17 protein-coding genes and 1 tRNA gene are annotated in these 20987 nt (G+C 68.4%); 8 read left to right on the top strand and 10 right to left on the bottom strand.

The window, feature by feature from the left end:
- Positions 1-4 precede the first annotated feature (4 nt).
- The 6 genes from ACFYPA_RS17615 to ACFYPA_RS17590 all read left to right on the top strand — a co-directional run bounded on the left by ACFYPA_RS17615 (position 5) and on the right by ACFYPA_RS17590 (position 4890).
- Positions 5-1111 carry a hypothetical protein gene (locus ACFYPA_RS17615; protein WP_359078306.1) on the top strand — a complete coding sequence of 369 codons (1107 nt, stop codon included), beginning with the start codon at positions 5-7 and terminating at the stop codon, positions 1109-1111.
- 3 nt (positions 1112-1114) lie between these two features.
- The gene (locus ACFYPA_RS17610; RefSeq protein WP_359313786.1) at positions 1115-1831 is read left to right on the top strand and encodes a hypothetical protein; all 717 of its coding nucleotides are present in this window, start codon (positions 1115-1117) and stop codon (positions 1829-1831) included.
- Between the two features lie 92 nt (positions 1832-1923).
- On the top strand, positions 1924-3381 hold the full coding sequence (locus tag ACFYPA_RS17605) for a phage tail protein (protein WP_389132602.1): 1458 nt from the start codon (positions 1924-1926) through the stop codon (positions 3379-3381).
- A gap of 79 nt (positions 3382-3460) precedes the next feature.
- Positions 3461-4378 (top strand): peptidoglycan-binding protein, encoded by a 918-nt coding sequence (locus ACFYPA_RS17600; protein WP_359313791.1) that lies wholly within the window; start codon positions 3461-3463, stop codon positions 4376-4378.
- Between the two features lie 13 nt (positions 4379-4391).
- Positions 4392-4643 carry a hypothetical protein gene (locus ACFYPA_RS17595; protein ID WP_359353209.1) on the top strand — a complete coding sequence of 84 codons (252 nt, stop codon included), beginning with the start codon at positions 4392-4394 and terminating at the stop codon, positions 4641-4643.
- Entirely contained in the window at positions 4630-4890 is a 261-nt protein-coding gene (locus tag ACFYPA_RS17590; RefSeq protein WP_359078296.1) for a hypothetical protein, read from the top strand. Before ACFYPA_RS17595 ends, ACFYPA_RS17590 begins: the two co-directional genes overlap by 14 nt.
- Positions 4891-4964: 74 nt before the next feature.
- Here the strand turns inward: ACFYPA_RS17590 and ACFYPA_RS17585 are convergent, their stop codons facing one another.
- From ACFYPA_RS17585 to ACFYPA_RS17540, 10 genes are all read right to left on the bottom strand, one after another.
- Positions 4965-8864 carry a DNA-directed RNA polymerase subunit beta' gene (locus tag ACFYPA_RS17585; RefSeq protein WP_359313793.1) on the bottom strand — a complete coding sequence of 1300 codons (3900 nt, stop codon included), beginning with the start codon at positions 8862-8864 and terminating at the stop codon, positions 4965-4967.
- Between the two features lie 129 nt (positions 8865-8993).
- A complete protein-coding gene (gene rpoB, locus ACFYPA_RS17580; protein WP_359078292.1) occupies positions 8994-12479 on the bottom strand; it encodes a DNA-directed RNA polymerase subunit beta in 3486 nt (1161 codons plus the stop codon).
- A 595-nt stretch (positions 12480-13074) separates the two neighbouring features.
- Positions 13075-13455: a 50S ribosomal protein L7/L12 gene (rplL, locus tag ACFYPA_RS17575; protein ID WP_359078290.1), complete on the bottom strand. Its 381-nt coding sequence runs from the start codon at positions 13453-13455 to the stop codon at positions 13075-13077.
- An 83-nt stretch (positions 13456-13538) separates the two neighbouring features.
- Entirely contained in the window at positions 13539-14096 is a 558-nt protein-coding gene (rplJ, locus tag ACFYPA_RS17570; RefSeq protein ID WP_359078289.1) for a 50S ribosomal protein L10, read from the bottom strand.
- Positions 14097-14382: 286 nt separating this feature from the next.
- A complete protein-coding gene (locus ACFYPA_RS17565; protein WP_359078287.1) occupies positions 14383-15300 on the bottom strand; it encodes an LppX_LprAFG lipoprotein in 918 nt (305 codons plus the stop codon).
- Positions 15301-15461: 161 nt separating this feature from the next.
- The gene (rplA, locus tag ACFYPA_RS17560) at positions 15462-16184 is read right to left on the bottom strand and encodes a 50S ribosomal protein L1 (protein WP_123461041.1); all 723 of its coding nucleotides are present in this window, start codon (positions 16182-16184) and stop codon (positions 15462-15464) included.
- A gap of 106 nt (positions 16185-16290) precedes the next feature.
- Positions 16291-16725: a 50S ribosomal protein L11 gene (gene rplK / locus ACFYPA_RS17555; RefSeq protein ID WP_010058817.1), complete on the bottom strand. Its 435-nt coding sequence runs from the start codon at positions 16723-16725 to the stop codon at positions 16291-16293.
- A gap of 176 nt (positions 16726-16901) precedes the next feature.
- Positions 16902-17819: a transcription termination/antitermination protein NusG gene (gene nusG, locus ACFYPA_RS17550; RefSeq protein WP_359313796.1), complete on the bottom strand. Its 918-nt coding sequence runs from the start codon at positions 17817-17819 to the stop codon at positions 16902-16904.
- A 73-nt stretch (positions 17820-17892) separates the two neighbouring features.
- Entirely contained in the window at positions 17893-18180 is a 288-nt protein-coding gene (secE, locus tag ACFYPA_RS17545) for a preprotein translocase subunit SecE (RefSeq protein ID WP_219567765.1), read from the bottom strand.
- Between the two features lie 106 nt (positions 18181-18286).
- A tRNA-Trp gene (locus tag ACFYPA_RS17540) sits at positions 18287-18359 on the bottom strand.
- Positions 18360-18595: 236 nt separating this feature from the next.
- Between ACFYPA_RS17540 and ACFYPA_RS17535 the strand changes: the two genes are divergently transcribed.
- Positions 18596-19822: a pyridoxal phosphate-dependent aminotransferase gene (locus tag ACFYPA_RS17535; RefSeq protein WP_359313799.1), complete on the top strand. Its 1227-nt coding sequence runs from the start codon at positions 18596-18598 to the stop codon at positions 19820-19822.
- A gap of 141 nt (positions 19823-19963) precedes the next feature.
- Positions 19964-20986, top strand: coding sequence for an adenosine deaminase (locus tag ACFYPA_RS17530; protein ID WP_359078281.1), 1023 nt, complete (start codon positions 19964-19966; stop codon positions 20984-20986).
- Position 20987 lies beyond the last annotated feature (1 nt).

Here is a 20987-nt window from a genome sequence, read left to right as displayed (position 1 = left end):
GCCGATGACCGCATCCGTCACCACGCCCGTCTACCGGGCGCTCTTCTGCGACCTGCGCACCGACCGCCTTCTGGACGTGCTGCCGCTCACGGAGGCCAAGTTCGACGACTACATAGGCAAGCCCGGCTCGCTCACCGCCACCGTCCCCCTGCCCGGGGGCGCGCTCGCGGCCCGGGCGCGGGCCGCGCTCCAGCCCGGCCGCACCGCGGTCTGGCTGGAGCGCGACGGCGACATCTGGTGGGGCGGAATCCTGTGGACCTGCACACCGGTCTCCGACGAACAGGGCCGGCTGACCGTCCAGTTCCAGGCCGGCACCTTCGACTCCTACCTGGACCACCGCATCCTCGCCCACGACCTCGCGGGCACGGGAACGGACCAGTTCGACATCGCCCACACCCTGATCACGCACGCGCAGGAACAGCCCGGCGGCGACATCGGCATCAGCCCGGGCCACGACCGGTCCGGGGTGGTGCGGGACTACGCGTACGCCTACTCCGCGCTCACCCGCGTCAGGGAACTGCTCGACAACCTCGGCCGGCTGAGCGACGGGTTCGAGTGGCGCATCCACTGCTACCGGGACGCCGAGGGCCGCCGGGTCAAGCGCCTTCAGCTCGGCCACCCGCAGATCCGCACGGGGCACACGGACATCGTGCTGAGCCACCCCGGCCAGGTGCTCACCTACAACCTGCCGACGGACTCCACCGTGCAGGCGAACGTCTGGGTGGCCCGGGGTGACTCCGCCAACACCGACCAGTCCCAGGAGTCCCAGCCGCTCACCGCGAGCGAGACGTCCCCCGGTGACCTGGAGGCCGGCTGGCCCCGTCTGGAGCTCACCTCCGACCACAGCGGTGTCTCGGACGCGGCGACCCTGCGTTCGCTGGCCGCCGCCGAACTGGCCCGGCAGAACCGTCCCGAGGTCATTCCGGAACTGACCGTGCTGCTCGACGGGCGGATCACTCCGGCACTCCTCGGCGCCCGCATCCGGCTGCGGATCCACGACCTGTGGCACCACGAGGGCCTGGACGCCGCCTACCGGATCGTCGGCATCGCCGTCACCCCGCCGCAGCGCACCAAGGCCGAGACCGCCGTCCTCTATCTGGAAGGAGCCTGACCCGTGGCGATCATCCCCACCGACCTGCTCGACCGCATCCGCGCACTGGAACGCCAGGTCAGGGACCTGATGGGCAGCGCCAACACCACCCCGGCGCTGAACCAGATCATGGGTGGCGAGGTCGTCATCGGCGACCGGGGACGGCTGCGCGTACGCACCTCCGGCGACGAGGACCTGCTCTACCTGGGCCGGGTCCAGCCGGACCGCGGCGAGGACGTACCGCAGCAGGGCTTCGTCGTCCGCCGCGACGACGGCTCCCTGGCCCTGGCCGTCTGGACGGCGGCCCCGGACACCCTTCCCGTCCAGCCGGTACAGGTGTTCGACCGCCGGGGCAACGTGGTCGTCGCCGACGACGCCGCCCTCGGCGGTCTGGCCCGCCCCTACATCCCGTACCCGCTGCCCGGCCCGGCCGACGCGGCGCGCTGGGAGTCCACCGGGTCGACCGCCTGGACGACGCTCTACCGGGGCCCGGGCCTCGTCCAGCACCCCCGGCTGCACTGCGTGGTCGCCGCGGAGGGCAGTACGGGCGCCGAGGTGCGGCTGCTCGTCGACGGCGTCCCGCTGGGACCGGTGGGCGTGCCGGGCGACGGCCTGACCTTCACGGAGCGGCTGCCGGCCGCCTTCGGCGCCACCGTCTCCTTCGAGATCCAGGCGAAGGTCGCGGCCACCGGCGACACGCTGCGCTGCCGCCCGCTGGCGCTGTACGGCGTCCAGTCCTGAGACGGGCCCGGCCGCACGTCACTCGCCGGATCCGGTCCTGAGACGCCATCCGCCGGACGGCCACCCCATCAACCACCGAGGAGGGCACCCGAGTGCTGCCTGAAAACATCCCCACCGTCACCGTCACCGCCCGCTACATGACCCCCGACGGCCGCCCGATGAGCGGCACCGTCGAATTCCGGCCCCCGGCGCTCCTCACCCACGCCGAGGAGGACCTCTTCCTGGGCGGTCCGACCCGGGCCACGCTCGACGCGGAGGGCAGGGTCAGCGTCGTCCTGCCCGCCACCGACGCACCCGGCTGGAACCCCGCCGCATGGACGTACACCGTCACGGAGAAGCTCGCCGGGCTCGCCCGCGGCGGGCGCGTCTACCAGATCGCTCTGGCGGCCGCCGTCCCCGCCGTGGACCTCGCCGACATCGCCCCGGCCGATCCGGGCACCCCGCAGTACGTGGCGGTACCGGGGCCGCCGGGACCCGCCGGGGAGCTCGGCCCGGAGGGGCCGGCCGGGCCGGCCGGCGCGGTGCACTCCGTCAACGGCCACACCGAGGCCGACATCGTGCTGAGCCCGTCGGACGTCTCGGCCCTCGCCGCGGCGTCGGCGGGGGCACCCGGCGGCGTGGCCACCCTCGGCACCGACGGGCTGGTCCCGGCCGCCCAGCTCCCGGCCGGCGGCGGCGCCGTCGCCTCCGTCAACGGGCAGACCGGTGACGTCCTGCTGACCGCGAACGATCTGAGCGCGCTGACCCAGGCGGCGGGCGACGCCCGCTACCTGCCACTCGGCGGCGCCCCGGTCGCCTCGGTCAACGGCCTCACCGGCGCCGTCACCCTCGCCGCGTCGGACGTGGGCGCGGTGCCGGTGGGCGAAGGGGTCCTGCTCGCGGGTGCCCAGGAGATCGCGGGCGCCAAGACGTTCGTCACCCCGCCCTCCACGACGGCCGCCCCGTCCACCGCCGACCAGCTGACCCGTCGCGGCTACGTGGACACGGTGTCGGCGGCCGGCACCTGGACCCCGTCGTCGATGGGCTTCCGCGGCTGGGCGTTCGACCCGGCGGCCAGCTCCGCGAGCACACCGCAGTACTGCATCAACGGCTGGGTCTACCTCATCGGCGTCCCGTTGCACGCGCCCACGACCGTGAAGAACGTGGTGTTCTACATCCCGGGCTATGTCGGCGGCACGCTCAGCACGTCCTCGTACGCGGGCCTCTACACCAGCTCGGGCGCCCAGGTCGGGCTGACCGCCAACCTCACCACGCTGATCAAGAAGACCGAGGGCACGACCGTGGTCTGTCCGTTGACGACCCCGTACAGCGCGGTCGCGGGGAACTACTGGATCGGCCTCGTCGTCAACGGCCCCAACCCCAGCAACAGCGGCCCCGCCTTCCTGCGGGCGGCCAGCGTGGGCGAGGCCCCCGGCGGCAGCGCCCGGATGCCCGGCGCGTTCATCCGCCACGGCCGGCTGAGCACCACCGGCGTGACCTCGCTGCCCAACTCCTTCACCACCGACAAGGTGGTGGCCGACTCCAACGCCATCTGGGCGGCGCTCTCCTGACACGCCCTCGTGAAGGGGCCCCGCACCGGTGGTGCGGGGCCCCTTCACGTACGTACCCGAACGAAGGGACCACACGATCATGGCCACTCCCCTGACCGCGGACCAGTTGCTCGCCGCGTTGCACGCCGAAGGCGTCGACGTCGTCGAGTACGAAAGCTGGCGCACCCACAACCGCAACCACAAGGGCGCCTGGGGCCCGCTGAACGGCGTGATGATCCACCACACCGTCAGCAGCGGCACCGACGCCTCCGTGGAGCTCTGCTACAACGGCCACTCCGAGCTGCCGGGCCCCCTGTGCCACGGGGTCATCGACAAGGCCGGCACCGTCCACCTGGTCGGCAACGGCCGCGCCAACCACGCGGGCGGCGGCGATCCGGCCGTGCTCCAGCGGGTGATCGCGGAGGACTACGGCGACCGCCCGCCCACCCCGCACGAACACGAGGGCAGCGCCGGTTCCGTCGACGGCAACGCCCGCTTCTACGGGTTCGAGTGCGTCAACCTCGGCGACGGCGAGGACCCGTGGCCGGCCGCCCAGCTCGAGGCGATCGAACGCGTCTCGGCCGCCATCTGCCGCGCCCACGGCTGGACCGCCCGCAGCGTCATCGGCCACCTGGAATGGTCCGACTGGAAGGTCGATCCGCGCGGCTTCACCATGCCCTCGCTACGGGACCGCGTCGCCGCCCGCCTGAGCGGCCCGGCCGACGGCCAGGCCGCGGGCAGGCCGGCCGGCGGGACCGCCGCCCCCCGGTACCAGCCGTTCCCCGGCACCTCGTTCTTCACCGCCCGCACCAGCTCCTCCGTGATCACCGCGATGGGCCGCAGGCTCGTCGCCGAGGGCTGCTCGTCGTACGCCGTCGGACCGGGCCCCCGCTGGAGCGACGCCGACCGCCGCTCGTACGCCGCGTGGCAGCGCAAGCTCGGCTTCCGGGGCGGCGACGCCGACGGGGTGCCGGGCCGCACCTCCTGGAACGCCCTCAAGGTCCCGCACACGAAATGAGGAACCCGCGACCATGTCCGATGCCGCCCGCCGCACCACCCGCACCCTGGTCCAGACCGCCCTCTCCCTTGCCGTGCTCCTGCCCGCACTGGTCGACGCGTCCGGCCTCCCGGCGGCCCTGCCCCGGGTCGCCGGGGCCCTGGCCGTCGCGGGGGCGGTGACCCGGGTGATGGCCGTACCGGGGGTGCAGGCGCTGCTCCCCGCATGGCTGCGTACGGGGCCGCCGGGGGACGAGAACACAGGAGCCGCCCATGACCGAGACTGATCCGAACAACCCGGTCGCCGTCGCCCTGGAGCTGGAACGCCTGCGCGGCACGCTGGAGGCCGGCTTCGCACGCGCCGACGGCCAACTGGCGCTGCTGGTCCAGCGCAGCGACCAGACCGACAAACAACTGGCGGACCACGAGTCCCGCCTCGACGCGCTGGAACGTACCCGCTGGCCACTGGCGAGCGTCGGCGTCCTCACCGCGACCGCGGGCCTCGCCGTCGCCCTCTGGGGAACCATGCGCTGACCCGGTCCCCCGCGCGGGCACGCAGAAGGGCGCCCACCCCGTACAAGACGGGATGGGCGCCCTCTCACTCACTGCTACTGGTTGTACGGACCGTAGTCGTAGTCCTCCAGCGGAACGGCCTGGCCGGAGCCCGTGCCGAACGGCGAGTAATCGATGTCGTCGTAGCCGACGGCCGAGTACATCGCGGCCTTGGCCTCCTCGGTCGGCTCGACCCGGATGTTGCGGTAGCGGGACAGACCCGTACCGGCCGGGATGAGCTTACCGATGATGACGTTCTCCTTGAGGCCGATCAGGGAGTCGGACTTGGCGTTGATCGCCGCGTCCGTCAGGACCCTGGTCGTCTCCTGGAAGGAAGCCGCGGACAGCCACGACTCCGTCGCCAGCGAGGCCTTGGTGATACCCATCAGCTGCGGTCGGCCGGAGGCGGGGTGACCGCTCTCCTGGACCACACGACGGTTCTCGGTCTCGAACTTCGAACGCTCGACGAGCTCGCCCGGCAGCAGTTCCGCGTCGCCGGACTCGATGATCGTCACGCGGCGGAGCATCTGCCGGATGATGATCTCGATGTGCTTGTCGTGGATCGACACGCCCTGCGAGTTGTAGACCTTCTGGACTTCGCCGACCAGGTGGACCTGGACCGCGCGCTGACCGAGGATCCGCAGCACGTCGTGCGGGTTGGTGGCACCCACGGTGAGCTTCTGGCCCACCTCGACGTGGTCGCCCTCGCCCACCAGCAGACGGGCGCGCTTGGAGATCGGGAAGGGAATCTCGTCGCTGCCGTCGTCCGGCGTGACCACGAGCTTCTTGGTCTTCTCGGTCTCCTCGATCCGGACCCGGCCCGCGGACTCCGAGATCGGGGCGACACCCTTCGGCGTACGGGCTTCGAAGAGCTCGACGACTCGGGGCAGACCCTGGGTGATGTCGTCACCGGCCACACCACCGGTGTGGAAGGTACGCATCGTCAGCTGGGTACCGGGCTCACCGATGGACTGGGCGGCGATGATGCCGACCGCCTCACCGATGTCGACCAGCTTGCCGGTGGCGAGCGAGCGTCCGTAGCAGAAGGCACAGGTGCCGACCGCGGACTCACAGGTCAGGACCGAGCGGGTCTTGACCTCCTCGACGCCGGCGCCCACCAGGGCGTCGATCAGGACGTCACCGAGGTCGACGTTGGCAGGCGCGATGACCTTGCCGTCGACGACGACGTCCTCGGCGAGCATGCGAGCGTACACCGAGGTCTCGACGTCGTCCGTCTTGCGGAGCACGCCGTCGGCACCCTTGACCGCGATCTTCAGCTTGAGGCCGCGGTCGGTGCCGCAGTCCTCCTCGCGAATGATCACGTCCTGCGAGACGTCCACCAGACGACGGGTCAGGTAACCCGAGTCGGCGGTACGCAGGGCGGTGTCCGCCAGACCCTTACGGGCACCGTGCGTGGAGATGAAGTACTCCAGAACGGTGAGGCCCTCACGGAAGGACGCCTTGATGGGACGAGGGATCGTCTCGTTCTTGGCGTTGGACACCAGACCACGCATACCGGCGATCTGACGCATCTGCATCATGTTTCCTCGGGCACCCGAGTCAACCATCATGAAGATGGGGTTCGTCTTGGGGAAGTTCGCGTTCATCGCCTCGGCAACCTCGTTGGTCGCCTTGGTCCAGATCGCGATGAGCTCCTGCGTGCGCTCGTCCTTGGTGATCAGACCGCGCTCGTACTGCTTCTGGACCTTCTCGTCCTGGTCCTCGTAGCCCTTGACGATGGCCTTCTTGGCCTCGGGCACGACGATGTCCGCGACGGACACGGTGACGCCGGAACGGGTGGCCCAGTGGAAGCCCGCCGCCTTCAGGTTGTCGAGCGTCGCCGCCACGATGACCTTGGGGTAGCGCTCGGCGAGGTCGTTGACGATCTCGGAGAGCTGCTTCTTGCCGACCGAGTAGTCGACGAACGGGTAGTCCTCGGGCAGCAGCTCGTTGAAGAGCGCGCGACCCAGGGTCGTCCGCGTCCGGAAGGTGTCACCCGGCTGGTACTCGGGCTCGCCCTCCTCGGCGACCGGCGGCACCCAGCCACGCGGCGGGATGGTGCCCACCGGGAAGCGGATGTCGACGGGCGACTGGAGCGCCAGCTCGCCGGCGTCGAACGCCATGATCGCCTCGGCCGTGGAGCCGAACGCGCGGCCCTCGCCCTTGGTGTCACGGAGCTCGCCGTCGGTGGTCAGGAAGAACAGACCCAGCACCATGTCCTGCGTAGGCATGGTGACGGGACGACCGTCGGCCGGCTTCAGGATGTTGTTCGAGGACAGCATCAGGATGCGGGCCTCGGCCTGCGCCTCCGCGGAGAGCGGCAGGTGCACGGCCATCTGGTCACCGTCGAAGTCCGCGTTGAACGCGGTGCAGACGAGCGGGTGGATCTGGATGGCCTTGCCCTCGACCAGCTGCGGCTCGAAGGCCTGGATGCCGAGGCGGTGCAGCGTCGGCGCACGGTTCAGGAGAACCGGGTGCTCGGCGATGACCTCTTCCAGGACGTCGTACACGACCGTGCGGCCGCGCTCGACCATGCGCTTCGCCGACTTGATGTTCTGCGCGTGGTTCAGGTCCACCAGGCGCTTCATCACGAACGGCTTGAAGAGCTCCAGCGCCATGGCCTTCGGCAGACCGCACTGGTGAAGCTTGAGCTGCGGGCCGACGACGATCACGGAACGCGCGGAGTAGTCCACACGCTTACCGAGAAGGTTCTGACGGAATCGACCCTGCTTGCCCTTCAGCATGTCGCTGAGGGACTTGAGCGGGCGGTTACCGGGACCGGTGACCGGGCGACCGCGGCGGCCGTTGTCGAACAGCGCGTCGACGGCCTCCTGCAGCATCCGCTTCTCGTTGTTCACGATGATCTCGGGGGCACCGAGGTCAAGGAGACGCTTGAGGCGGTTGTTGCGGTTGATCACACGGCGGTACAGGTCGTTCAGGTCGGAGGTCGCGAAGCGGCCACCGTCCAGCTGCACCATCGGACGCAGGTCCGGCGGGATGACCGGCACGCAGTCGAGCACCATGCCCTTGGGCTTGTTGCTGGTCTGCAGGAACGCGGAGACGACCTTGAGGCGCTTGAGCGCACGGGTCTTCTTCTGGCCCTTGCCGGTACGGATGATCTCGCGGAGGCGCTCGGCCTCCTCGTCGAGGTCGAACGACTCCAGGCGCTTCTGCAGGGCGGCAGCGCCCATGCAGCCGTCGAAGTACGTGCCGAAGCGGTCACGCAGCTCGCGGTAGAGCAGCTCGTCGCCCTCGAGGTCCTGGACCTTGAGGTTCTTGAAGCGGCTCCACACCTCGTCGAGGCGGTCGATCTCGCGCTGCGCACGGTCGCGCAGCTGCTTCATCTCACGCTCGGCACCTTCGCGCACCTTGCGGCGCACGTCGGCCTTGGCGCCCTCGGCCTCGAGCTCGCCGAGGTCGGTCTCGAGCTTCTTGGCGCGGTTCTCGAGGTCCGAGTCGCGACGGTTCTCGACCTGCTGGCGCTCGACGGAGACGTGGGCCTCCAGCGACGGGAGGTCGCGGGTGCGGCGCTCCTCGTCGACGAACGTGATCATGTACGCGGCGAAGTAGATGACCTTCTCGAGGTCCTTCGGCGCGAGGTCCAGCAGGTAGCCCAGGCGCGACGGGACGCCCTTGAAGTACCAGATGTGGGTGACGGGAGCGGCAAGCTCGATGTGGCCCATGCGCTCACGACGCACCTTGGCGCGAGTCACCTCGACGCCACAGCGCTCACAGATGATGCCCTTGAAGCGGACACGCTTGTACTTGCCGCAGTAGCACTCCCAGTCCCGGGTCGGACCGAAGATCTTCTCGCAGAAGAGTCCGTCCTTTTCGGGCTTGAGCGTGCGGTAGTTGATGGTCTCCGGCTTCTTCACTTCGCCGTGGGACCAGGTCCGGATGTCGTCCGCGGTGGCAAGGCCGATCCGCAGCTCGTCGAAGAAGTTGACGTCGAGCACTTGTCGTCAATCCCTCTTTCGGGGGTTCGAGCCCCCTCGCTTCACGCGAGAAATCGGGGCACTTCAGCAATGGTCTGAACGGGTCCGGGGAGAGCCGGCCGGATCACAGGGATCCGGCCGGCCAACCCGTCAGACCTCTTCGACGCTGCTCGGCTCTCGCCGGGACAGGTCGATACCGAGCTCCTCCGCCGCGCGGAAGACGTCCTCGTCCGTGTCGCGCATCTCGATGGACATGCCGTCCGAGGACAGCACCTCCACGTTGAGGCAGAGCGACTGCATTTCCTTGATGAGCACCTTGAAGGACTCGGGAATGCCGGGCTCGGGGATGTTCTCGCCCTTGACGATGGCCTCGTAGACCTTCACGCGGCCGGTCACGTCGTCGGACTTGATCGTCAGCAGCTCCTGGAGGGCGTATGCGGCGCCATAAGCTTCAAGGGCCCACACCTCCATTTCACCGAAGCGCTGTCCACCGAACTGAGCCTTACCACCCAGCGGCTGCTGGGTGATCATGGAGTACGGACCCGTCGAACGAGCGTGCAGCTTGTCGTCGACGAGGTGGTGGAGCTTGAGGATGTACATGTAGCCGACCGAGACCGGCTCGGGGAACGGCTCACCGGAGCGCCCGTCGAACAGGTTGGCCTTGCCCGAGGGCTGGACCAGCCGGTCGCCGTCGCGGTTCGGGATCGTGGCCTGGAAGAGGCCGGTGATCTCGTCCTCGCGCGCACCGTCGAAGACCGGAGTCGCGACGTTGGTGCCGGGGGCGACCTGGTCGGCGCCGATGAACTGCAGGCGCTTGGCCCACTCGTCACCGAGGCCGGAGACGTCCCAGCCGCGGCTGGCGAGCCAGCCGAGGTGGATCTCCAGGACCTGTCCCGGGTTCATTCGGGACGGGACACCCAGCGGGTTGAGGATGATGTCGACCGGGGTGCCGTCCTCCAGGAACGGCATGTCCTCGATCGGGAGGATCTTCGAGATGACGCCCTTGTTGCCGTGACGGCCGGCGAGCTTGTCACCATCGGTGATCTTGCGCTTCTGCGCGACGTAGACGCGGACCAGCTGGTTCACGCCCGGCGGCAGCTCGTCGCCCTCTTCGCGGTCGAAGACGCGGACACCGATGATCTTGCCGATCTCACCGTGCGGCACCTTCAGCGAGGTGTCGCGCACTTCGCGCGCCTTCTCACCGAAGATCGCGCGGAGCAGGCGCTCCTCGGGGGTCAGCTCGGTCTCACCCTTGGGCGTGACCTTGCCGACGAGGATGTCACCGGCCGTGACCTCGGCACCGATCCGGATGATGCCGCGCTCGTCGAGGTCCGCGAGGACCTCTTCGGAGACGTTCGGGATGTCCCGGGTGATCTCCTCCGGACCGAGCTTGGTGTCACGGGCGTCGACCTCGTGCTCCTCGATGTGAATCGAGGAGAGGACGTCGTCCTGCACGAGGCGCTGCGACAGGATGATCGCGTCCTCGTAGTTGTGACCTTCCCAGGGCATGAACGCCACGAGCAGGTTCTTGCCGAGGGCCATCTCACCGTTCTCGGTGGCCGGTCCGTCGGCGAGTACCTGGTCGGCGACGATCCGGTCGCCCTCGGAGACGACGACCTTCTGGTTGACCGAGGTGCCCTGGTTGGAGCGCATGAACTTCGCGATGCGGTACGTGGTGTACGTGCCGTCATCGTTGGTCACGGTGATGTAGTCCGCGGAGACCTCCTGGACCACACCGTCCTTCTCGGCCTTCAGCACGTCACCGGCGTCGGTGGCGCAGCGGTACTCCATGCCGGTGCCCACGAGCGGGGCCTCCGACTTGATGAGCGGAACCGCCTGGCGCATCATGTTCGCGCCCATGAGGGCACGGTTGGCGTCGTCGTGCTCCAGGAACGGGATCATCGCGGTGGCGACGGACACCATCTGGCGCGGCGAGACGTCCATGTAGTCGACTTCGGTGCCGGGCACGTAGTCGACCTCTCCGCCACGACGGCGGACCAGGACGCGGGGCTCGGTGAAGCGCAGCTCGTCGGAGAGCGTCGCGTTCGCCTGGGCGATGACGTAACGGTCTTCCTCGTCGGCCGTGACGTAGTCGACCTCGTCGGTGACCTGGCCGTCGACGACCTTGCGGTACGGCGTTTCGATGAAGCCGAACGCGTTGACGCGGCCGTACGAGGCGAGCGAACCGATCAGGCCGATGTTCGGGCCTTCAGGGGTCTCGATCGGGCACATGCGTCCGTAGTGGGACGGGTGCACGTCACGGACCTCGAAGCCGGCCCGCTCACGGGAGAGACCACCCGGGCCAAGAGCCGACAGGCGGCGCTTGTGGGTGAGACCCGACAGCGGGTTGTTCTGGTCCATGAACTGCGACAGCTGGCTGGTGCCGAAGAACTCCTTGATGGAGGCGACGACCGGCCGGATGTTGATCAGGGTCTGCGGCGTGATGGCCTCGACGTCCTGAGTCGTCATGCGCTCACGCACGACGCGCTCCATCCGGGCCAGACCCGTACGGACCTGGTTCTGGATGAGCTCGCCGACGTTACGCAGACGACGGTTGCCGAAGTGGTCGATGTCGTCGGTCTCGACGACGATCTCCCGGCCGGACTCGCCGGTCGTCTCGGTCTCCCCGGCGTGCAGCTTCACCAGGTACTTGATGGTCGCGATGATGTCGTCGCTGGTGAGGACACCGGCGTCGAGCGGCTCTTCCGCGCCGAGCTTCTTGTTCACCTTGTAGCGGCCGACCTTCGCGAGGTCGTAGCGCTTCGGGTTGAAGTAGAGGTTCTCGAGCAGCGTCTGAGCAGCCTCGCGCGTCGGCGGCTCGCCCGGGCGCAGCTTGCGGTAGATGTCGAGCAGCGCGTCGTCCTGGCCCTGGGTGTGGTCCTTCTCCAGGGTGGCGCGCATGGACTCGTACTCGCCGAACTCCTCGAGGATCTGCTCGGTGGTCCAGCCGAGAGCCTTCAGGAGGACGGTGACGGACTGCTTGCGCTTGCGGTCGATGCGGACACCGACCATGTCGCGCTTGTCGATCTCCATCTCCAGCCAGGCACCCCGGGACGGGATGATCTTGGCGGAGAAGATGTCCTTGTCGGACGTCTTGTCGATCGAGGAGTCGAAGTAGACACCCGGCGAGCGGACCAGCTGCGACACGACGACACGCTCGGTGCCGTTGATGACGAAGGTGCCCTTGTTGGTCATGAGCGGGAAATCGCCCATGAAGACCGTCTGGGACTTGATCTCGCCGGTCTCGTTGTTGGTGAACTCGGCCGTGACGAAGAGCGGGGCGGCGAACGTGAAGTCGCGCTCCTTGCACTCGTCGATCGAGTTCTTGGGGGGCTCGAAGCGGTGGTCGCGGAACGTAAGCGACATCGACCCGGAGAAGTCCTCGATCGGTGAGATCTCCTCGAAGATCTCCTCCAGGCCGGACTTGGTGGGGACGTCTTGTCCACTGTCCAGAGCAGCCTCGACGCGAGCCTTCCAGGCGGCGTTGCCGAGGAGCCAGTCAAAGCTCTCGGTCTGCAGCGCGAGGAGGTTCGGAACCTCGAGGGGCTCCTTGATCTTTGCAAAAGAGATGCGCAGCGGGGCGGTGCTGGCACCGTTGTTCGTATTCGCGGTCGAGGCGTTGCGCGAGGCGGCCAAGAGGGGGTCCTTCCGAGGGCTCGGACTCACTACGCGCGTACCGGTCCCAAATTGGACAGGTGGACAGATATCCCAGATGAGGGATGACTGGTCCACGGTGCACAGGATGGGTATGCCCCTGGTGACGGGCAGGAGGCAGCTAACAGGCAGCGCAAAGGGTCAGTGTAGCCAAGCGGCACACTGATGTCCAGTCGGGGTTCTCAGAGACCCACGTTGCTCTCAACAGCTGTTCTCAACACCTATGTCTAGCCCTGCGCGAGCTGCGCTCTTCTTTACTGCCCTCTTCGTCATCGATCCATGCCTCGGATTCGGATCGATGTGACGACGCGCATCGAGAATTGCGCGCCTCGTGCGGTTCGTCAAGGCCCCCCAGCCCGTACGGGCCCCCGAGACCCGCGTCCCGCCGCCTCCCGGCGTCACCCGTGCCCCCACGAGAGGCGCACGGCGAAGATCACCATACTCGTCACCACGGGAAGAGCAAGGCACCTGCGGCGGGTACGCCGAAAGGCGACCACCCGTACGGGTGATCGCCTTTCGCGAAGTGACGCCCACGCCTCACGGCACGGGGGTCCAGAGAGTCAGAAGACTCGCTGGGTCACTTGACCTCGACGGAGGCGCCGGCGGCCTTGAGGGACTCGGCAGCCTTCTCGGCGGCCTCCTTGGCGACCTTCTCGACGACGGGCTTCGGGGCGCCGTCGACGAGGTCCTTGGCCTCCTTCAGGCCGAGGGAGGTCAGCTCACGCACGACCTTGATGACCTGGATCTTCTTGTCACCGGCGGCGGTGAGGATGACGTCGAACTCGTCCTGCTCGGCAGCGGCCTCGACCGGGGCGCCGGCGGCGGCGGGGGCAGCAGCGACGGCCGCGGCGGCGGTGACGTCGAACTTCTCCTCGAAGGCCTTGACGAACTCGGAGAGCTCGATGAGGGTGAGCTCCTCGAACTGAGCGAGCAGGTCTTCCTGGCTGAGCTTCGCCATGATGGCGTCCTTCCACTATTCGGCAGGTGCCGGATGTATATGACGGCGGGCGTACGTGGAGCCCGCTGGACCGCTGAGCGAAATTACTCGGCGGCCTCGGCGGGAGCCGGAGTACCGGCACCGCCCTGCTCTTCCCGCTTGGCACGAAGAGCTTCCGCGGTGCGGACGAACTTCGACGGCAGCGCCTGGAAGAGCTGCGCAGTCTGCGTCTGCTTGCCCTTCATGGCGCCGGCCAGCTTGGAGAGCAGAACCTCGCGGGACTCGAGGTCCGCGAGCTTCTTGATCTCATCGGCGGACAGCGCCTTACCGTCAAGGACACCGCCCTTGATGATGAGGTTGGGGTTGTCCTTGGCGAAGTCACGAAGACCCTTCGCCGACTCCACCGGGTCACCGGTGACGAAGGCAACCGCCGTCGGACCTGCGAACAGGTCGTCCAGCGTGTCGATCCCGGCCTCGTTGGCCGCGATCTTGGTCAGCGTGTTCTTCACCACGGCGTACTGGGCGTTCTCACCGAGCGAACGGCGCAGCTGCTTGAGCTGTGCCACGGTGAGGCCCCGGTACTCGGTCAGCACGGCGGCGTTCGAGCTGCGGAACTGGTCCGCGAGCTCGGCTACCGCTGCAGCCTTGTCGGGCCTTGCCATGAGCGTGGCCTCCTTCCGGGTGATGAGGACCGCTCAAAAGGGCCCGGAAAAGACGAAACGCCCCGGCGCAGGCGCCAGGGCGAAGCTCGACCGAACGAAGTCCGGGAGCTTTTCCACAGTCACCTGCGCAGGTCGTCCGTATTCAACGGATCCTTCGGTTGCCGTCACCCTTGCAGGCTCCAGCAACGACCAGCGGTCTTTGGCTTCTGCAGAAGAGTACGCGACCGGGGTCGCGCCGAGCAAATCCGTCCCGGTTCGGGCGGTCCGGAAGGTTTGAGCGACTCGTTTACGAGGCAGTACCGGCCGCACCCTGCTGCTGCTTCAGCAGCTCCTTGAACTCGACGGTCTCCCCCGCCGGCGGCCGCTCGACGGAGACCTTGGTGCCGTAGTCGCTGTAGAAGACCGTCGTGTTGAGCTCGCCCGTCTTCATCTGCCCGCGCTCGCTCTTCTTCACCAGCAGATCGTTCTCGTCGACCCAGAGGTCGACCGTCTCCGTGGTGATCCCGGCATCGTTGAGCTGCTTCTTGAGGGCGGCCAGCTGCTCGGCGTCGAGCTTCGACGACTTGGCGGTCAGCTCGGCGACGTCGACCGTGCCGGAGTAGTGCGTGGTGGCGACACCGCGTACCTGCTCCTCGCCGACCTCCTTCACGTCGCCGGAGGCCAGCAAGGACGCCACTCCCTGGTCGGGTGTGGTGTTCTGCATCTGGTCCTTCATCGCCGCGCCGGAGGCGCCCCCGAGCTCGGCGAGGTCGTCCCAGGAGTAGCTGATCCAGCGCTTGCCACCGGTCTGCTGGGCCAGGGCCGCGCCCATGTCCGCCGCGTACCCGTCCTTGAAGTAGCGGGCCTCCATCGTGCCGGTGCCGCCGGCCTTCTTCATGGTGTCGGCCATGGCGCCGCCGGTGTACGTGATCTCCATGGAGCCGCTGACGCCGTCGCTCCAGTCCAGCGCGCCGGACTGCTTCATGGACATGGCACTGCCCATGACCATGGTGCCCTCGACCTTCGCCGAGCTCGCCGCGCCGGTCTTCTTCTGCACGTCGAGCAGCGCGGCGATCGCGTCGGTCTTCACCACGCCGCTGCCGCCGCTCCCGTCCTTGGCCTTGCTCGTGCCGCCGTCGTCCGATCCGCCGCACGCTCCGACCGTCGTGAGCGCCGCCGCCACAGCCACGGCCACGCCCACGCGCCGTACGGTACTGGTCCTCATGTCCGTCTCCACCCCTCGCTCGGCTCCCGGTGCACCCCGCACGCCAACGCACGGCACCGACAGCCACTGGTACGTACATACGAGGACGGGCCCCGCACCTCGAAAGGTTGCGGGGCCCGTCAATGTCACACGTGACACGGCGGTCGTACGAGCGCGAAGGCTCAGACGGAGGCCGGGTCCTCCTCGACGAGGAGGTTACGGGTGCGGTTGGAGTCCAGCGGGATGCCGGGGCCCATCGTGGTGGCCAGCGTGGCCTTCTTGATGTAGCGGCCCTTGGCGGCGGACGGCTTCAGACGGAGGATCTCGTCCAGCGCCGCTGCGTAGTTCTCCACCAGCTTGGTCTCGTCGAACGAGGTCTTGCCGATGATGAAGTGCAGGTTCGAGTGCTTGTCGACGCGGAACTCGATCTTGCCGCCCTTGATGTCGTTGACAGCCTTCACGACGTCGGGGGTGACGGTGCCGGTCTTCGGGTTCGGCATCAGACCACGCGGACCGAGCACGCGGCCGAGGCGGCCGACCTTGCCCATGAGGTCCGGGGTCGCGACGACGGCGTCGAAGTCCAGACGGCCCTTCGCCACCTCGTCGATGAGCTCGTCGGCGCCGACGATGTCGGCGCCCGCGGCTTCCGCGGCCGCAGCACGGTCACCGGTCGCGAAGACCAGGACCCGGGCGGTCTTGCCGGTGCCGTGCGGGAGGTTCACGGTGCCACGGACCATCTGGTCGGCCTTGCGCGGGTCAACACCCAGGGCAAACGCGACCTCGACGGTGCTGTCGAACTTCGTGGAGGCGGTGTCCTTGGCGATACGGACGGCCTCGAGCGGGGCGTAGTTACGTGCCCGGTCGATCTTGGCGTCCGCAGCGCGGAGGTTCTTGCTGCGCTTCACTTCTACTCCTGTACGAGTTGCACCATGCGGCTGGCGCCGCGTGGCAGAGTGTGGAGTCGTGGTGCGGACCAGCGCTTGGCCCTACCACTCATGACTGGGGGCTGAATCAGCCTTCGACCGTGATGCCCATGGAACGGGCGGTGCCGGCGATGATCTTCGACGCGGCGTCGAGGTCATTGGCGTTCAGGTCGGGGAGCTTCGTCGTGGCGATCTCGCGGACCTGGGCGGCCGTCAGCTTGGCAACCTTGGTCTTGTGCGGCTCGCCGGAGCCCTTGTCCACACCCGCGGCCTTGAGGATCAGCTTGGCGGCCGGCGGAGTCTTGGTGATGAAGGTGAAGGAGCGGTCTTCGTAGACCGTGATCTCCACCGGCACGACCATGCCACGCTGCGACTCGGTCGCGGCGTTGTAGGCCTTGCAGAACTCCATGATGTTGACGCCGTGCTGGCCCAGTGCGGGGCCGACCGGCGGAGCCGGGTTGGCCGCACCGGCGTTGATCTGGAGCTTGATAAGCCCCGTGACCTTCTTCTTCTTGGGAGGCATGTGCTCTCTCCGGGTCCTAGTGAGAGTTTTCGCCGTCATCCGGTCATCCGGATGCAGGCATACCGCACAACGATAACGGGTATAGCTGCGCGACCAAAAACCGAGCAGGTCAGACCTGCTGTGACAGCTGGTCTGACCTGCTCGGTAGGCATGTGTCCAGAAGCTGGCGGGAAGCGCTAGTTCTTCTGGATCTGGTCGAAGCTGAGCTCGACCGGAGTCTCGCGGCCGAAGATCTCGACGAGACCCTTGACCTTCTTCGAATCGGCGTTGATCTCGTTGATCGTCGCCTGGAGCGTCGCGAACGGGCCGTCGGTGACGGTGACGGAGTCGCCCACCTCGAAGTCCAGCACCTGGACCTCGACCTTGCGGGACGGAGCCGGCTTGCCCTCGGCCTCGGCGGCCTCACGGGCGGCCTTCTCCTCGGCCTCCGGGGCGAGCATCTTGACGATCTCGTCCAGGGTCAGCGGGTACGGGTCGTAGGCGTTGCCCACGAAGCCGGTGACGCCGGGCGTGTTGCGGACGACGCCCCAGGACTCGTTCGTCAGGTCCATGCGCACCAGGACGTAACCCGGGAGCTTGTTCTGCCGGACGTTCTTGCGCTCGCCGTTCTTGATCTGGACGATTTCCTCCTCAGGCACCTCGGCCTGATAGACGAACTCCTCCACGTTCAGCGAAACGGCGCGCTGCTCCAGGTTGGCCTTCACACGCTTCTCGTAACCGGCGTACGTGTGGATGACGTACCACTCGCCCGGAAGGGTCCGGAGCTCCTCGCGCAGGGCGGTGACGGCGTCGACGGGCTCAGCGGCCGGCTCGGCCTCTTCCTCGTCGGCCTCGTCAGCGGCTTCCTCGGCCTCGGGGCTCTCGTCCTCGTCCTCGTCGTCACCGGCTTCGGCCTCGACGGCCTCGTCGGTTTCGGCGGACTCCTCGGTGTGCACGGCGGCCTGCTCGGCGGGCTCGCCCGCGGCGGCGTCGGCAGCTTCAGCCTGGTCCGGCTCCACAGCGTCCGCCGCCTCGACGATGTCGAGCTCGTCCTCGGCGGACTCGAAGGCGCCCGCCGTCGGCTCGACGGCGTCGTTCAGGTTCGGGTCAGACACGGTGGCTGCTTCTTCCTGGATACAAATGGGTGGAACATGCGAAAGGGGCGCCCATGAGGCGCCCTCCGCGGGATCAGCCGAAGACGTACTTGATGACCCGCTGGAATCCGAAGTCAATCACGGTAACGAGACCAATCATGACGACGACGAACACGATCACCACGGTGGTGTAGGTCGTCAGCTGGTTGCGGGTCGGCCAGACGACCTTGCGCAGCTCGGCCACGATCTGGCGGTAGAACAGCGCGAGACGGCCCAGAGGGCCCTTCTTGCCGCGCTTTCCGCCCTTCCGGGTCTTCTTCTTCGACTCGGGGACTTCGTCCTCGGCATCAGGCATGTCGATGGAGCCCACGGCGTCCGTCACGCTTCTCACCTGATTCCGGGTCATGGCCGTGCCGCGCCCGGTGGAGCCGCACGGCGGTGCATTGAAGTACGTACATGCGCACACATCCTGGCGAAGGAGTGTGTAGCAGGGCCGGAGGGACTTGAACCCCCAACCGCTGGTTTTGGAGACCAGTGCTCTACCAATTGAGCTACGACCCTTTGTGGTTTCCACCAACCTACCGCATGTCCCCGAATGCCTCGGGTGCAGGAACGGTGCGGCTGGTGAAGGCCAACGACAGGTGAGTGTACGTGCTCGGCGGCCCGGCGTCGAACAGATAGCTCCCGACCGTTCCTGTCCCATGCTGTGCGGTCGTCTGTCCGCATGCTGTCCGAGTGCTGTCCGGTCCCTGAAACCCCTGTGCCGACGGGGAATACGGTCTGGGAGCATGGGGGGCATGAGCGCTGCTACTTCTCCCTCCGAGCGCCGGGTCTCCGCCCGCATCGGTGCCATCTCCGAGTCCGCCACCCTCGCCGTCGACGCCAAGGCCAAGGCCCTCAAGGCCGCCGGCCGTCCGGTGATCGGCTTCGGTGCGGGCGAGCCCGACTTCCCCACCCCCGGCTACATCGTCGACGCCGCGGTCGAGGCCTGCCGCAACCCGAAGTACCACCGCTACACCCCCGCCGGCGGGCTTCCCGAGCTCAAGGCCGCCATCGCGGAGAAGACGCTGCGCGACTCCGGCTACGAGGTCGACGCCTCCCAGATCCTGGTGACCAACGGCGGCAAGCAGGCGATCTACGAGGCCTTCGCCGCCATCCTCGACCCGGGTGACGAGGTCATCGTCCCGGCGCCGTACTGGACCACCTACCCCGAGTCGATCCGCCTCGCCGGCGGTGTCCCGGTGGACGTCGTCGCCGACGAGACCACCGGTTACCGGGTCTCCGTGGAGCAGTTGGAGGCGGCGCGCACGGAGCGCACGAAGGTCGTCCTGTTCGTCTCCCCCTCGAACCCGACCGGTGCGGTCTACAGCGAGGCGGACGCCGAGGCGATCGGCAAGTGGGCCGTCGAGCACGGCCTGTGGGTGCTGACCGACGAGATCTACGAGCACCTGGTCTACGGCGACGCGACGTTCACCTCGCTGCCGGCGATCGTGCCCGAGCTGCGCGACAAGTGCATCGTGGTCAACGGCGTCGCCAAGACGTACGCGATGACCGGCTGGCGCGTGGGGTGGATCGTCGGCCCCAAGGACGTGGTGAAGGCGGCGACGAACCTGCAGTCGCACGCCACCTCCAACGTGTCCAACGTCGCCCAGATCGCCGCGCTCGCCGCCGTCTCCGGGAACCTGGACGCGGTCGCCGAGATGCGCACCGCCTTCGACCGGCGCCGGCAGACCATCGTGCGGATGCTCAACGAGATCGACGGCGTCCTGTGCCCGGAGCCGGAGGGCGCGTTCTACGCGTACCCGTCGGTGAAGGAGCTGCTCGGCAAGGAGATCCGCGGCAAGCGCCCGGCCACCTCGGTCGAGCTGGCGGCGCTGATCCTGGACGAGGCCGAGGTCGCGGTCGTACCGGGCGAGGCCTTCGGCACCCCCGGCTACCTGCGTCTCTCCTACGCGCTGGGTGACGACGACCTCGTCGAGGGCGTCTCGCGGCTCCAGAAGCTGCTGGGCGAGGCGAAGGCCTAGTACCGCCCGTTCCTTCCGCTTTTCGGTGGCGACCCCCGGCTCCGGCCGGGGGTCGCTTCTTTGTTCGCTCGTTCGTTCGAGGGGCAACTCGATGGGGAAACCGGCTACCGCCGCACCCCGTCCGTGCGGCAAGATCTTTGAATGGAGCGTGATGTACGGCTGTTGCCCAAGGCCCACCTGCACCTGCATTTCACCGGGTCGATGCGGCCCACGACGCTGCTCGAACTCGCCGACAAGTACGGCGTGCGGCTGCCCGAGGCGCTGACCGGCGGCGAGCCCCCCAGCCTGCGGGCGACGGACGAGCGCGGCTGGTTCCGCTTCCAGCGGCTCTACGACATCGCCCGGTCCTGTCTGCGGACCGCCGACGACATCCAGCGGCTGGTACGCGAGGCCGCCGAGGAGGATGTGGCGGACGGCTCCGGCTGGCTGGAGATCCAGGTCGACCCCACCTCGTACGCACCCTTGCTGGGCGGACTGATCCCGGCGATCGAGATCATCCTGGACGCGGTGGACGGCGCGTCGCGCGCGACCGGCCTGCCGATCCGGGTGGTGATCGCGGCCAACCGGATGAAGCATCCGCTGGACGCCAGGACGCTGGCACGGCTCGCGGTGCGGTACGCGGACCGGGGCGTCGTCGGGTTCGGGCTCTCCAACGACGAGCGGCGCGGCATGGCCCGTGACTTCGACCGGGCCTTCGCCATCGCCCGGGAGGGCGGCCTGCTGGCGGCCCCGCACGGCGGTGAGCTGTCGGGCCCCTCCAGCGTCCGCGACTGCCTGGACGACCTCGACGCGGCACGGGTCGGGCACGGGGTGCGGGCCGCCGAGGACCCGCGGCTGCTGCGGAGGCTGGCGGAGCGCGGGGTGACCTGCGAGGTGTGCCCGGCGTCGAACGTGGCGCTCGGCGTCTACGAGAAGCCGTCCGACGTACCCCTGCGCACTCTGTTCGAGGCCGGGGTGCCGATGGCGCTCGGCGCGGACGACCCGCTGCTCTTCGGCTCCCGGCTGGCCGCCCAGTACGACCTCGTGCGCCGCCATCACGCGTTCACCGACGAGGAACTGGCCGAGCTGGCGCGGCAGTCGGTACGGGGGTCGGCGGCGCCCGACGGCGTGCGGGCGGAGCTCCTGGCGGGCGTCGACGACTGGCTGGCCAAGCCCGCGGGCTGAG

Source organism: Streptomyces sp. NPDC005775, from assembly GCF_042871565.1.
In the GTDB taxonomy this organism is placed as follows: domain Bacteria; phylum Actinomycetota; class Actinomycetes; order Streptomycetales; family Streptomycetaceae; genus Streptomyces.
Note: the sequence above shows the minus strand (reverse complement) of the source record. Positions and strands in the feature narration are given on the sequence as shown.

What these genes read in the sequence shown, in the direction of transcription:
- rplK (WP_010058817.1), bottom strand. Translation starts at nt 16,725, where the DNA reads ATGCCTCCCAAGAAGAAGAAGGTCACGGGGCTTATCAAGCTCCAGATC.
- ACFYPA_RS17595 (WP_359353209.1), top strand. Translation starts at nt 4,392, where the DNA reads ATGTCCGATGCCGCCCGCCGCACCACCCGCACCCTGGTCCAGACCGCC.
- ACFYPA_RS17600 (WP_359313791.1), top strand. Translation starts at nt 3,461, where the DNA reads ATGGCCACTCCCCTGACCGCGGACCAGTTGCTCGCCGCGTTGCACGCC.
- ACFYPA_RS17535 (WP_359313799.1), top strand. Translation starts at nt 18,596, where the DNA reads ATGAGCGCTGCTACTTCTCCCTCCGAGCGCCGGGTCTCCGCCCGCATC.
- ACFYPA_RS17530 (WP_359078281.1), top strand. Translation starts at nt 19,964, where the DNA reads ATGGAGCGTGATGTACGGCTGTTGCCCAAGGCCCACCTGCACCTGCAT.
- ACFYPA_RS17615 (WP_359078306.1), top strand. Translation starts at nt 5, where the DNA reads ATGACCGCATCCGTCACCACGCCCGTCTACCGGGCGCTCTTCTGCGAC.
- ACFYPA_RS17565 (WP_359078287.1), bottom strand. Translation starts at nt 15,300, where the DNA reads ATGAGGACCAGTACCGTACGGCGCGTGGGCGTGGCCGTGGCTGTGGCG.
- rplL (WP_359078290.1), bottom strand. Translation starts at nt 13,455, where the DNA reads ATGGCGAAGCTCAGCCAGGAAGACCTGCTCGCTCAGTTCGAGGAGCTC.
- rplJ (WP_359078289.1), bottom strand. Translation starts at nt 14,096, where the DNA reads ATGGCAAGGCCCGACAAGGCTGCAGCGGTAGCCGAGCTCGCGGACCAG.
- ACFYPA_RS17590 (WP_359078296.1), top strand. Translation starts at nt 4,630, where the DNA reads ATGACCGAGACTGATCCGAACAACCCGGTCGCCGTCGCCCTGGAGCTG.